A 13,587-nucleotide genomic window follows, 5' to 3' on the forward strand; every position below is an offset into this window, starting at 1 on the left:
AATCTTGCAAAGTGTGCAATTATATCTTTGTTAATAACCTACGGTTTTCATTTTGAGCTACCGGTTCTATAATGAGACGCAATTATATTTTTGTGCCTACCGATGTCATAGGCTGAACAGCCTCAATTTGAATAACAAAGTAACAGGACTGAATCCGCATGACTGACAACAACAGAGCATTAAAGAACGCTGGCCTTAAGGTAACGCTTCCGCGCCTGAAGATTTTGGAAGTGCTGCAAAAGCCAGATTGCCATCACGTCAGTGCGGAAGATCTTTACAAAAAGCTGATCGATATGGGTGAAGAGATTGGTCTGGCCACGGTTTACCGCGTACTCAACCAGTTTGACGACGCCGGGATTGTCACCCGCCATAATTTCGAAGGCGGCAAGTCTGTCTTTGAACTGACCCAACAGCATCATCACGACCACCTGATTTGCCTGGATTGTGGCAAAGTGATCGAGTTCAGCGATGAATCCATTGAAGTCCGCCAACGTGAAATCGCAACTCAGCACGGTATCAAGCTGACGAATCACAGCCTGTATTTATACGGTCACTGTGAAGGCGGCGATTGCCGTGAAGATGAGACTCTGCACGACAAAAAATAAGATTTGATTAATCAGATCTGAGTATCAGACCACCCTTCTCTAAGTCGTTAAATACACTTGGAAATTGCGTGGTCTTTTTTTTGCTCCTCATAAATCTATTTTTCCTCTCTCCCTAATGTTATTTAACATTCAAATAAACAGATTAAATCTCAATTATTTTAAGCCTAAGTCATCATTATCTAAAATAAGGCTCAACGACCAAAAACGTCCGCAAATAATTACACTAAATAACAGGCAAAAAAAACCCCGGGAGTACCGGGGAAATTACCATCAACTCAACTTAAACAGGAGATAACTAGACACAGCTTAATAACACTCGATTTCACAAAAACTTGGTTTAACAAGAGAACAATTTGGCCCCAATTCCTCAGGGCCGATACTGCAACTAGACGGATAATTACAAGGTTGCGCTAACGACTTCAGCACGACTGTTGCGCTGACCATCCGGACTGGCAGAACGAATCATCACTTTGCCACTGACCTTCGGCTGGTTTTTGATATCGTATTTCTGCCATTGCTGCCCACCGTCAACGGAGTATTCGATGGTTAGCCCCGGCAGGCTTACGTTAGCCTCCAATAAGCCGCCCTGAACACGCGCTCCCGGCACCGGTAGGCGATATGAGATACCGGCCTTATCCAGTTTCGCCAACTCGCGCTGACCCATAATATTGGCAAAACGCTGCCAATCAGAGCTTAACGCCTGAGTATCAACGTGATGGGTTTCTCCACCTTTATACTCGCGGCCCGCTTTATAATCCTGCTCCCAAGGTGCGCGATGCCACGCACGTTCTGCCAGAGGCAGCGCGCGTGGGAACATCATGTATTCCATCTGATCATCGGTACGTACAGTTTCATTCCACGACTGGCCTGAAATACCGTGAACACCCGGCCAAGGTTTATCACTCTTGGCGCTGAAATGGTTACCATCGCGGTCAACGGAAGTTTCAGCATTCTGCGGCATGTTATTTGGCGCAAAGCTGAATACTTTCGCTTCATCGGTAAAACGAGTTGCCCAGTAATAGCCACGCTCGCGCGGGTTCACTTCATAAGGCATATCGAAGTAAACATAGTCAGGGTTAGAAGCGATGACTTCATAACCTTTATTCGCCCAATCGTTCACCGAATCGGCTCCGCCCCAGTACAGGGTATCCCAGAAGTTCACTCCTACGCGTTTGGTAGCGAACGCTTTGGCATCCTTGGCATTTTTCAGACCATCCTGCCAGGCTTGCATTTTCTCAATGCCGTGCGCATTAACCAACTTGCTCACTTCTATCGCAAAGTGGCTAGCGAGGTGTTCCACGTCCTCAATTTTCCCTTGCTTAACCATGTCCTGACAAACCTGAGACTTCGCCCAAGGCTTATCTTCGATACTCTGATCGATAATGCCCTTGCCCGGTTCAATCTTGCCGTTTTTATCTTGGAAACCCGCACCCAAACGGATATTTTTCGCCTCATCTCCGCCAAAGTGCCAGGTTTTTAGCGGCATACCCGCTTCTTTATGCATCTGCGCCATTTCGCCAATCACTTTATCCACAAAGCGTTTGGAGGAATCCAGGCATGGATTCAGGTAGCTTTTACGCTCATAGAACTGGACTGAAGTAGTATTGGAGTCATCCGTTGGGTCCAGCAGGCGGAATTCATTGGCTTCCGCTTCTTTACCCTGCTTCATCAGATTGTTATAGCGAGCTTCCATCGAAACGACCGCAGCACGGGCGTGAGCCGGCATATCAATCTCGGGAATCACTTCAATCTGGCGCGCTTTAGCATATTTCAGGATATCGATGTAATCCTGACGGCTAAAGTGCCCGCTTCCCAGATTATTGCTATCTGGGCCAGAGCCTAACTGTGGCAATAAACAGGCATTTTCACTGAGATCATGGCAACGCTTGCTTCCCACCTCGGTCAACTCCGGTAAACCCGGAATTTCTATGCGCCAGCCTTCATCATCGCTAAGATGGAAGTGGAATTTGTTTAACTTGTAAGCGGACATTTGGTCCAACAAACGCAGCACCGCTTCCTTGGTTTTAAAGTTACGCCCGACGTCAAGGAACAGCGCGCGATACTCAAAGCGCGGTGCATCTTTGGCATCCAGAGTAGCAATTTTCTTACTGCCATCGGACGGAATCAGCGACAGGATTGACTGTAAACCGTAGAACACGCCGGTTTGATCGAAACCAATCACCTGCGCGCCCTGCTCGCCAATCTTCAGTTCATAAGCACCAGCAACGGCCAGATCGCCTTTAAAATCACTCGGCTGAATCTTAGTCGTTATCGGGTAGCCCGCCGCATTAACATTCACCCCCAACATTTCAAAGCGTTGTTGCGCTGCGTCTGCCGCAGGTTTTGGTAAAGCACTCAGTTCCAGCGCCACGCCTTTGCTCAGATCGACATCAGCATTATGAACTTTGACGCTCATCGGCGTTGGAATAATCTGCCCGCGCAGGCTTTCTGCCGGCAGGGTTTTCAGACTTTCGTTCTTAACAAAACGGGATTCAGGCGTCATCAGAACGTTATTATCGTCCTTGGTACGCTTCCATTGATCCCCAGTGAAGCGCGTCAGGAATTGATCGATATCTTCAGTGTCAGTGCTAGCCAAAACTTTTGGCTGCGCATCGCCAGAAGTCGCGTACCAGCGCGGCATAAAGTCGGTTTCGAATAGCTGCCAGTATTCCCCAGTGATCGGGATTTCCACTGCTTTATTGGCTGGAAAACCGTTAAACTTCTCGGTTGGCTCGATTTTATGCAGATCGCCAGTCAAATGGGTCACTTTGAACTGATCGTTACCCACTGCCAGGACCTGACGCACATTGTGGAAATACAGCGCCCAATCTTTACCCTGAATCTCATCCCCGGTGTTGGTCAGAGTAATTAGCGTTTTGTTACAAGAGGCCCAGTCAGCTCCCAACGCGGCACAATCCGTTCCATTATCTGCAGCTCGGTTATCTTGTAGTTTAAAATTAACCTTAAGCTGGCTCAGTTGGTCAACAACCTGCTGGTCGGCGGGGCTGGCATGTGCCGCCCCCATCAAACCAAAAGTTGCTGTTAACGCAGCCAAAGCACTCAGTTTGAATTTATTCATGACTAACCTCATCCATCCTTAATTATTGTTGCGTATTTCCTGCCAGAGTTTTCCGCACTGAGCGGCATAAGCCTGACCGTTGCCTGTCGGTTCAGCATCCAGACAACGTTGGTAATCCAATACGCGAACGTTTTCTTTCTCAGCAAAGGCCTGGTGGGCTTTTTCCTGCTTCAATACGTTTAACACCGCTTTGCAAGGAATCAGCCTTTCTGGCGAACCTTCACTGGCATTGATACACGCGCTGTAAGCTTGTTTCAGTTTCGAATCTTCCGGCTGTACTGGCTGCTGAACACAGGCGCTCAATCCCAGAACAACGGCAACCACACCTATCAGTTTTTTCATGACACAGACTCCGTTATGCGCCCCGACGACTTCGCCGGGGCCGACAGTTAGAAGATGGTGAACGGCGCAATCACGATGAATTTAATGTCTTTCTCATCTTGGAAGATGTTGCCAAAACCGCCGCCGTAGCTCGGAATATTGGTGTGGTTGTCATACATGGTGTAATGCAGTTTGAATAATGTCCCTTTGGCACGGCCTTCCTGCAGGGTGTACAGCACGTCGAAGTTCCATGCGGACTCTTTCAAACGCGTATTCTGGTCGAACACTGGGTTAGAGCTTGGTTTTGCATCCCAGCCGTAAGCATAGGAGGTACCAACAGACCAACCAGCCATATTCCAGTTAACCAAGTCATACATGACGCCAGCAAATACGGCTTTTTCGCCGTTGGCGTTAAAGTCGGAGCGGGAATCCCACCACACGTCCAAACGACCATTGGAGCTGGCGTAGCCCGGAGTCATACGTTGCAGGAAGTAGCCTTGATTGCCTTCAGCCTTGGCCCAAGTACCTTCCAGACGCAGGTCAAATGGCCCCGTGGTATAACCGAAGGTCAGCGCCTGCAACCATGCCAGACCGTCATAAACGTCGTTAGGATTGCTTGCGCCGCCGTCAACTTTGTCTTTAGCACCGTAGAACTGATAAGACGTTCGCAGATCATTACCTGCGACCGGGAAGGCATAGGAGGCTTTAGCAAAATACTGATCCATGTAGTCTTTTGCTTGACCAAACGCTGCCTCCATAACCAGTTTGTTTTTAAAGTCGTATTTGGCACCGAAGGAGTGTAGGTAGCTCACGCCGGTCAAGCCATCAGCCTGACGGAAGTTGTACATATTGCGATACCAAGGCGCTTTGTATTCGTCGGTCCACATGTAAGACATGGAGAGCGCACCGGCGGTGTCGAAATCAAACTTAGCGCCGCCTTCAGCACCACGGTAGGTGCCCGGCATAAAGCTCCAGTGCGGAGCCAGCAAACTTTGACCTTTTGGCTGAATGTAACCGCCCTGCGCCCAGTAATCGCCAAACTTGAATTTAGCGGCGGCTTTGTACAGGCTCACACCGCTGGTGTCGCCGGTCCATTTTTCATCCCAACGGCTTTTCGCATCACTGAAACCGATTTCGTTTGGCGCCGCCGGGCCGCTATTGGTCATCTCTACGGCACCGAAGGCCGCCAAATCGATACCGAACATGTCAGCGGCGTAGCCAGAAGAGAAATCCAGATTGGCGTTAAAAGTCGAGTGATGCAGGTTGGCGACATATTTGCCGTAGTCCGCACTGTCCGGCGTTAGGTCCTTACGATCACGCTGGCGCTGCCAATAGTAAACACCACCGGTAAGTGATGAATCATCGATAAAACCTTCAGCTTGCGCCTCCGGCGCCATCATGAACCCAGTCCCTAACACCGCGCCCGCTACTGCGAGCGCTAACGTTTTACGTTTAGCACAGTGCGTAACCATATGAAAAAATTCCTCTTTGACATCACAAGTAAATAGCGTTGCCTTGTGTTCACCACTGCTCACAGGTTCCGCTGAAATAAACCCATCTGGGTAAAAAATAGTGAGGGATAATCCTCGTTAGCATTATTTGCTAAACACAGACTATTTTTCGCGACGCGAATTATCAATTGAAAAAACAGGTATTTCGCCAAAATATGACAATGTGCACATAACTATGAAAAAATATTACTGACTTCACAAAAGCTGAATTTCTGGTTAAAAACCCAATTAATACAACGATAAAAAGTCAACGTGGGATGATTGAAAGGTTTCAGCGACGAATCAAACTATTAAAAATCTGTTCTCATGAACATTTTTTAACACCATTAATTCGCATTGCGAATATTCTTGATGTCGTTATCCCACGCAAAGTTCAGTATTAGTTCGACCGTTAACTTTACAGCCATAGAAGCAAAAAAATGGGACATCATCATTTGGATCAAGCTGTGCTCAGGTTTAATAAATTAAACCGCCGAGCTGACCATATTAATTGAGCGACAAATAGTTGAACGGATGAACGGTAGTAACGAATATTTAGAGCAACAGAGAAAACGGACAAAAAAAAAGCGCAGCCGAAGCTACGCTTTTCAATACGGTTGATCACTAGCCTAATCAGGCAGTGGCTTTAGCAGCCCAAGTATCACGCAGGCCAACGGTACGGTTAAAGACCAAATGCTCGGCGCTAGAGTAACGGCTATCAGCGCAGAAATACCCTTCGCGTTCGAACTGGTAGGTTTTTTCCGGCTTAGCGTCAATCAGGCTTGGCTCAACAAAGCCCTGGCGGATAACCAGAGATTCTGGGTTTACCGTTGACAAGAAGTCTTCCGCCGCCGCTGGGTTTGGTACGCTAAACAAGCGATCGTACAAACGAATTTCCGCAGGCAACGCATGGGCAACTGAAACCCAGTGGATAACGCCTTTCACTTTACGACCATCGGCCGGATCTTTGTTCAGAGTTTCCGCGTCATAGCTACAGTAAACCGTAGTGACATTACCTTCGGCGTCTTTTTCAACACGCTCGGCTTTAATCACGTAGGCATTACGCAGGCGAACTTCTTTGCCCAATACCAAACGTTTGTACTGCTTATTAGCTTCTTCGCGGAAATCAGCGCGATCGATATAAATTTCGCTATCGAACGGCACCTGACGAGTTCCCATTTCCGGCTTATTCGGATGATTTGGCATTGTCAGCCATTCTTCACCCGTTTCGCGGTTCTCAATAATGATCTTGATGGGGTCCAGCACGGCCATAGCGCGCGGTGCATTTTCATTCAAATCATCACGGATACAGGATTCCAGCGACATCATTTCGACGTTGTTATCCTGCTTGGTTACGCCGATACGGCGGCAAAACTCGCGGATAGACGCCGCAGTATAGCCACGACGACGCAGGCCGGAGATAGTCGGCATACGTGGATCATCCCACCCTTCCACCAGCTTCTCGGTCACCAACAGGTTCAGCTTGCGCTTAGACATGATGGCGTACTCAAGATTCAGACGAGAGAACTCGTACTGACGCGGATGACAATCGATAGAAATGTTATCCAGCACCCAATCGTACAGACGGCGGTTATCCTGGAACTCCAAAGTACACAGTGAATGGGTAATCCCTTCCAACGCATCGGAAATGCAGTGGGTAAAGTCATACATCGGGTAGATGCACCACTTGTTGCCAGACTGATGATGTTCCGCAAATTTAATGCGGTACAACACCGGATCGCGCATCACGATAAATGGCGAAGCCATATCGATTTTGGCACGCAGGCAGGCAGCGCCTTCGGCAAATTCACCGGCACGCATTTTTTCAAACAGCGCCAGATTTTCTTCCACGCTGCGATCGCGATACGGGCTGTTTTTACCCGGAGTTGTCAGGGTGCCACGATATTCACGCATCTGCTCTGCGCTCAACTCATCAACATAAGCCAAGCCTTTGTTAATCAGCTCAATCGCATACTGATGCAGTTGATCGAAGTAATCGGATGAATAGCGGATTTTACCGCTCCATTCGAAGCCCAGCCACTCAACGTCTTGCTTGATTGACTCAACAAATTCCACGTCTTCTTTTACCGGATTGGTGTCATCAAAGCGCAGGTTACACTGGCCCTGATAATCTTGTGCAATACCAAAATTCAAGCAAATAGACTTCGCGTGGCCAATGTGCAAATAACCATTTGGCTCAGGCGGGAAACGAGTATGTACCGATGTATGCTTACCGGTGGCTAAATCTTCGTCGATAATTTGACGGATAAAATTACTTGGGCGGGCTTCTGCCTCACTCATTGCTTTATTCCTCAATGCAAAGCGCAAACACATAACCGCCTATAATCCAACAAGCCCGGCCCGGAAACAACCGTTTGTTACAGTAAAAAGGGGGGATTGGTGTTTTGGCATAAAAAAACGGGAAGAGATCGCTCCCTTCCCGTTGATATGTTTGCTATTCGGAACAGATAATTAGCGCGTTAACGCCTTATTTACCGCGAATTTCAAACAGTTTAGTCTGACCTGCCACCACGGTATCGCCAGCCAGCAGAGTGATACCGGCGTAATCGTCGATATTACTAACAACTACTGGACTAATCATGGAGCGTGCGTTGGCGTTCAGGTAAGCCAGATCCAGTTCCAGAATCGGTTGACCCGCTTCTACCACTGCCCCCTCTTCCACCAGACGAGCAAAGCCCTGACCGTTCAGTTTCACCGTATCTATGCCCATATGGACAACGATTTCAGCGCCAGTGTCGGTTTCCAGACAGAAAGCATGGTCAGTATTAAAGATCTTAACAATAGTGCCGCTAGCAGGCGAAACCACGGTTTTATCCGTTGGGCGAATAGCTACGCCATCACCGACCGCTTTGCTGGCAAAGGCTTCGTCCGGGACCTGCTCCAACGCAACCACTTCACCGGTGACCGGCGCCACCAGCACCAAAGATGGCGCTTTAGGCGTATTGATCACCGCCTGAGGCTTAATTTCTGCCGCAGCTAAAGCGCTAGCCGCAGGAATCGGGCCACTGGCCAGTACGGTACGCATTGCGCCAGCGATCAGTTCAGCACGCGTACCAACGATAATTTGTACGCTTTGTTTATTCAGGCGAATAATACCCGACGCGCCCAAGCGTTTAGCCAGACTATCGTTAACCAACGCAGAATCTTTCACGTTCAAACGCAGACGAGTAATACAAGCATCAATGTTGGTCAGGTTATCTGAACCACCGATAGCACCCACATAACGGCGAGCCAATGAGTTGATTTCGCTCTCGTTATTTGGATTAGCGTTATCCACGTCAACATCGTAGCCGTCGGTTTCGTCACCGGCCGTCGCCAGCTCACGACCCGGAGTCAGCAGGTTGAATTTGTTGATAGTGAAACGGAATACCACATAGTAGATGGCGAAGAACACCAAGCCCTGTGGAATCAACATATACCAGTGAGTAGCCAACGGGTTACGTGAAGACAGCACCATATCCACCAGACCGGCGCTGAAACCGAAGCCAGCAATCCAATGCATGCTGGCAGCGATGAACACGGAAATACCGGTCAGCACGGCGTGAATGAAGTACAGCACTGGAGCAACGAACATGAAGGAGAATTCAAGAGGTTCGGTGATACCGGTAAAGAAGGCGGCAAAGGCACCCGCCATCATGATACCCGCCACTTTGGCTTTGTTTTCCGGACGTGCGCAGTGATAAATCGCCAACGCCGCGCCAGGTAAACCAAACATCATGATAGGGAAGAAGCCCGCCTGATAACGACCTGTGATACCTACAACCGCTTTACCCGCGTCGATAGACTGTTGGCCACCCAGGAAATTAGGAATATCGTTAATACCGGCAACGTCAAACCAGAACACGGAGTTCAGGGCGTGATGCAAACCGACCGGAATCAGTAAACGGTTGAAGAAGGCATAGATACCAGCGCCAACGGAACCCATATCTTTGATGTATTCACCAAAAGTCACCAACGCGTTGTAAATCAACGGCCAGAGATACATCAGAACAAAGGCTACGGCAATCATCAGGAAGGAGGTCAGGATTGGCACCAGACGACGACCGCTGAAGAAGGACAACGCTTTTGGCAGTTCTACGTGGCTGAAGCGGTTGTACAACTCAGCCGAGATGATACCCACGAGGATACCCACGAACTGGTTGTTGATTTTGCCGAACGCAGCCGGAACCTGATCCACTGGAATTTTTTGAATCATCGACACGGCGGCCGGGGAACACAGAGTTGTCAGAACCAGGAAGCCGACAAAACCGGTCAGCGCAGCAGCACCGTCTTTGTCTTTAGACATACCGTAAGCCACACCAATGGCGAACAGTACGGACATGTTATCGATGATCGCAGAACCGGATTTGATAAATAACGCCGCTAATGCGTTATCTCCACCCCAGCCTACTGGGTCAATCCAGTAACCCACACCCATGAGTATCGCGGCTGCAGGCAGTGTGGCCACAGGGACCATCAAAGCCCGCCCCACTTTTTGCAAGTAACTAAGAATATTCACCTTTCCCCCTATTCGTCCGATATCGGACCCTTTAAGTAGTTTATTTGTTTTGTTCACTACCTTTTAGAAAAAACGCATGGCACGTATTACTCATTGCGGAGTGTAAAAAAATTATTTCGTATCGCAAATTAAAACCTCCTTTTTTGTGATAACAGTCACCAAAAACCAGTCAAAAAACACCAATCTGCTAGCCACGGCACAAAACTTATTTTATCATCCGAAAAATCAACATAGCATTGTACCAAAGCGCGAATCAAAATCTGAGTTACCCTTAGATCAGCGATTCAAACCGCGTACAGTATAGACATTTTTGACTAAACCATGAGGTGCATGATGAGACTTATCCCACTGAAAACTCCCGCAGAAGTCGGCAAATGGGCAGCGCGACATATCGTTAGCCGCATCAATGCGTTCAAACCGACCGCGGAGCGTCCTTTTGTGCTGGGTCTGCCTACCGGCGGCACCCCGCTGGAAGCGTACAAGCATTTGATTGCAATGCATAAAGCTGGTGAAGTTAGTTTCAAGCATGTCGTGACTTTCAACATGGATGAATACGTAGGCTTGCCAACCGATCATCCGGAAAGCTATCACACCTTCATGTATCAGAATTTCTTTAACCATGTGGATATTCCACAGGAAAACATCAACTTGCTTAACGGCAACGCCCCTGATGTGGATGAAGAGTGTCGTCGTTACGAAGAGAAAATTAAGTCCTACGGTAAAATTAACCTGTTCATGGGTGGTGTAGGTAACGACGGCCATATCGCGTTTAACGAACCAGCTTCTTCACTGGCTTCACGCACGCGAATCAAAACCCTGACGCAGGAAACTCGCATCGCGAATTCCCGCTTCTTCGGTGGCGATGCAAGCCTCGTGCCTAAATACGCACTGACCGTGGGCGTGGGTACTTTGCTGGACGCGGAAGAAGTGATGATTCTAGTGACAGGTCATGCTAAAGCGCTGGCGCTGCAAGCGGCGGTAGAAGGCAATATCAACCATATGTGGACCATTAGCTGCCTGCAACTGCATGCCAAAGCCGTGATGGTGTGCGACGAAGCTTCTACTATGGAATTGAAAGTAAAAACCGTAAAATACTTCACTGAATTAGAAGCAGAAAACGTTAAAGATCTTTAATAGTCTCAGGGGGCTCCGATGTATGCTTTAACTCACGGTCGCATTTATACCGGCCATGAAATACTGGATAATCACGCTGTAGTCGTGGCTGATGGTTTGATTGAACGCATTTGTCCGCTGGCTGAACTGCCTGCCGATATCGAACAGCGCGATCTGGGTGGCGCCATCCTAGCCCCCGGTTTTATCGATGTTCAATTGAATGGTTGCGGTGGCGTGCAATTTAACGATTCTCTTGAGGCTATCTCCGAAGAGACGCTGGAAATCATGCAGCGTGCCAATGAGAAGTCCGGCTGTACCAGCTATCTGCCAACGCTGATTACCTGTAGCGACGATTATATGAAGCACGGTGTCAATGTGATGCGTGCCTATCTGGAAAAACATCAGAATCAGGCTCTCGGCCTACATCTGGAAGGACCTTATTTAAGTCCGTTAAAAAAAGGAACGCATAACCCTGCGTTTATTCGTAAACCTGATGCGGCAATGGTCGATTACCTGTGTGCCAATGCGGACGTTATTACTAAGGTCACGCTGGCGCCAGAAATGGTGGAAGCCAAATATATCCGTCAGTTGGCAGATGCTGGCATTATAGTTTCTGCTGGCCACTCGAATGCCACTTATCAGCAGGCGCGAGTCGGCTTTGGCGCGGGTATCAGTTTTGCGACCCATTTATATAACGCCATGCCATATATCACTGGGCGCGAACCGGGTCTGATGGGTGCGATTTTCGATACGCCAGAAGTCTATACCGGCGTGATCGCCGATGGTCATCACGTCGCCTGGGCCAGTATTCGCAACGCTAAACGCCTGAAAGGCGAGAAGTTGGTGCTAGTGACCGACGCCACAGCGCCAGCCGGTGCTGACATTGAAGAGTTCATTTTTGCGGGCAAAACAATATACTATCGCGATGGACTATGCGTGGATGAAAACGGAACTCTGAGTGGCTCCGCGCTAACGATGATTGAGGCTGTGCAGAACAGCGTCGAACATGTAGGCATTTCACTGGATGAAGCACTGCGCATGGCAACACTGTATGCGGCCCGCGCGATTGGCGTGGACAAGCAGTTAGGGAGTATTGAAATCGGCAAAGTAGCCAACCTGACTGCCTTTACCCGCGATTATAAAATCACCAAAACTATCGTTAACGGCAACGAAGTTTGACACAAAGCGAGTAAACTTATTGATGAGCACCGGCGGACAAGCACAAATTGGCAACGTGGATCTTGTGAAGCAACTCAATGGCGCCGTGGTTTATCGGCTCATTGATCAACAAGGCCCGATATCACGCATTCAAATAGCCGATCTCAGCCAGCTCGCCCCTGCCAGCGTCACTAAAATTACTCGCCAGCTGTTGGAGCGCGGGCTGATCAAAGAAGTCGATCAGCAAGCCTCCACCGGCGGTCGCCGCGCGATTTCTATCGTAACGGAAAACCGCCAGTTCCATACTATTGCCGTCCGCTTAGGGCGCCATGACGCAACGATCACCTTGTATGATATGAGCGGGAAATCTCTCGGCGAAGAACATTACCCACTGCCGGAGCGCACCCAAGAAACGCTGGAACACGCGTTGTTTAATATCATCAGCCAGTTTATTGAGCTATTTCAGCGCAAACTGCGTGAACTGATTGCTATTGCGGTCATTCTGCCGGGTCTAGTCGATCCTGATAAAGGCGTAGTGCGCTATATGCCGCATATCAGCGTTGATAACTGGCCGCTGGTGGATAATTTACAAGAACGTTTCAAAGTGACCAGTTTTGTCGGTCACGATATCCGCAGTCTGGCCTTGGCGGAGCACTATTTCGGCGCAACCAAGGACTGCGAAGACTCCATATTGGTGCGTCTGCATCGCGGAACCGGTGCCGGTATTATTGTTAATAGCCAGATTTTTCTCGGCAGCAACGGTAACGTCGGTGAAATCGGCCATATTCAAATCGATCCTTTAGGTGAACGCTGCTACTGCGGTAATTTTGGCTGTCTGGAAACCGTGGCGTCCAACGCTGCAATCGAAAACCGGGTGCGTCACTTATTGACTCAAGGTTATGCGAGCAAACTTACGCTGGAAGACTGCAATATCAGCACTATTTGTAAGGCGGCTAATCGAGGTGATCTGCTGGCCTGTGAGGTACTGGAGCACGTAGGTCGTTACCTCGGCAAAGCCATTGCTATTGTGATTAACCTGTTTAATCCGCAGAAAGTGGTGATTGCCGGTGAGATAATCGAAGCCGAGAAAGTGCTGCTACCGGCGATTCAAAGCTGCATCAATAATCAGGTGCTAAAAGACTTCCGCAAAAATCTGCCGGTGGTCACTTCCCAGTTAGACCATGGATCTGCTATCGGCGCTTTCGCCTTGGCCAAACGCGCCATGCTGAACGGCGTTCTATTACAGCGTTTACTCGAAAACTGATTCCTCAATTTTTCGGCCGCTAAACGGCATTAAGTTTC

Annotated in this window: 9 protein-coding genes; 4 read left to right on the top strand and 5 right to left on the bottom strand. The window is 48.9% G+C overall.

Going from position 1 to position 13,587, the window contains the following annotated elements; translation table 11 throughout:
* Window positions 1-158: 158 nt before the first annotated feature.
* A complete protein-coding gene (gene fur, locus AD970_RS02595) occupies window positions 159-605 on the top strand; it encodes a ferric iron uptake transcriptional regulator (RefSeq protein ID WP_049596760.1) in 447 nt (148 codons plus the stop codon).
* 397 nt (window positions 606-1,002) lie between these two features.
* On the opposite strand, the gene AD970_RS02600 is transcribed toward fur, so the two are convergent.
* From AD970_RS02600 to nagE, 5 genes are all read right to left on the bottom strand, one after another.
* Window positions 1,003-3,684 carry a beta-N-acetylhexosaminidase gene (locus AD970_RS02600; RefSeq protein WP_049596761.1) on the bottom strand — a complete coding sequence of 894 codons (2,682 nt, stop codon included), beginning with the start codon at window positions 3,682-3,684 and terminating at the stop codon, window positions 1,003-1,005.
* Between the two features lie 18 nt (window positions 3,685-3,702).
* Window positions 3,703-4,026 (bottom strand): ChiQ/YbfN family lipoprotein, encoded by a 324-nt coding sequence (gene chiQ / locus AD970_RS02605; RefSeq protein ID WP_049596762.1) that lies wholly within the window; start codon window positions 4,024-4,026, stop codon window positions 3,703-3,705.
* A gap of 47 nt (window positions 4,027-4,073) precedes the next feature.
* The gene (gene chiP / locus AD970_RS02610) at window positions 4,074-5,477 is read right to left on the bottom strand and encodes a chitoporin ChiP (RefSeq protein ID WP_049596763.1); all 1,404 of its coding nucleotides are present in this window, start codon (window positions 5,475-5,477) and stop codon (window positions 4,074-4,076) included.
* Window positions 5,478-6,128: 651 nt separating this feature from the next.
* Complete coding sequence (glnS, locus tag AD970_RS02615; RefSeq protein ID WP_049596764.1) at window positions 6,129-7,796, bottom strand: glutamine--tRNA ligase; 1,668 nt, start codon at window positions 7,794-7,796, stop codon at window positions 6,129-6,131.
* A 187-nt stretch (window positions 7,797-7,983) separates the two neighbouring features.
* Window positions 7,984-10,014: an N-acetylglucosamine-specific PTS transporter subunit IIBC gene (gene nagE, locus AD970_RS02620; protein ID WP_049596765.1), complete on the bottom strand. Its 2,031-nt coding sequence runs from the start codon at window positions 10,012-10,014 to the stop codon at window positions 7,984-7,986.
* A gap of 333 nt (window positions 10,015-10,347) precedes the next feature.
* On the opposite strand from nagE, the gene nagB reads away from it, so the two are divergent.
* The 3 genes from nagB to nagC are packed head-to-tail and all read left to right on the top strand — an operon-like array spanning window position 10,348 to window position 13,549.
* Window positions 10,348-11,148, top strand: a complete 801-nt coding sequence (gene nagB / locus AD970_RS02625; RefSeq protein ID WP_049596766.1) for a glucosamine-6-phosphate deaminase — start codon at window positions 10,348-10,350, stop codon at window positions 11,146-11,148.
* Window positions 11,149-11,166: 18 nt separating this feature from the next.
* On the top strand, window positions 11,167-12,306 hold the full coding sequence (gene nagA, locus AD970_RS02630) for an N-acetylglucosamine-6-phosphate deacetylase (RefSeq protein ID WP_049596767.1): 1,140 nt from the start codon (window positions 11,167-11,169) through the stop codon (window positions 12,304-12,306).
* Between the two features lie 22 nt (window positions 12,307-12,328).
* Complete coding sequence (nagC, locus tag AD970_RS02635; RefSeq protein WP_049596768.1) at window positions 12,329-13,549, top strand: DNA-binding transcriptional regulator NagC; 1,221 nt, start codon at window positions 12,329-12,331, stop codon at window positions 13,547-13,549.
* Window positions 13,550-13,587 lie beyond the last annotated feature (38 nt).

It is taken from the genome of Yersinia nurmii (assembly GCF_001112925.1).
In the GTDB taxonomy this organism is placed as follows: Bacteria; Pseudomonadota; Gammaproteobacteria; order Enterobacterales; family Enterobacteriaceae; genus Yersinia; species Yersinia nurmii.

What these genes read in the sequence shown, in the direction of transcription:
- nagB (WP_049596766.1), top strand. Translation starts at nt 10,348, where the DNA reads ATGAGACTTATCCCACTGAAAACTCCCGCAGAAGTCGGCAAATGGGCA.
- nagA (WP_049596767.1), top strand. Translation starts at nt 11,167, where the DNA reads ATGTATGCTTTAACTCACGGTCGCATTTATACCGGCCATGAAATACTG.
- chiP (WP_049596763.1), bottom strand. Translation starts at nt 5,477, where the DNA reads ATGGTTACGCACTGTGCTAAACGTAAAACGTTAGCGCTCGCAGTAGCG.
- glnS (WP_049596764.1), bottom strand. Translation starts at nt 7,796, where the DNA reads ATGAGTGAGGCAGAAGCCCGCCCAAGTAATTTTATCCGTCAAATTATC.
- nagC (WP_049596768.1), top strand. Translation starts at nt 12,329, where the DNA reads ATGAGCACCGGCGGACAAGCACAAATTGGCAACGTGGATCTTGTGAAG.
- chiQ (WP_049596762.1), bottom strand. Translation starts at nt 4,026, where the DNA reads ATGAAAAAACTGATAGGTGTGGTTGCCGTTGTTCTGGGATTGAGCGCC.
- fur (WP_049596760.1), top strand. Translation starts at nt 159, where the DNA reads ATGACTGACAACAACAGAGCATTAAAGAACGCTGGCCTTAAGGTAACG.
- AD970_RS02600 (WP_049596761.1), bottom strand. Translation starts at nt 3,684, where the DNA reads ATGAATAAATTCAAACTGAGTGCTTTGGCTGCGTTAACAGCAACTTTT.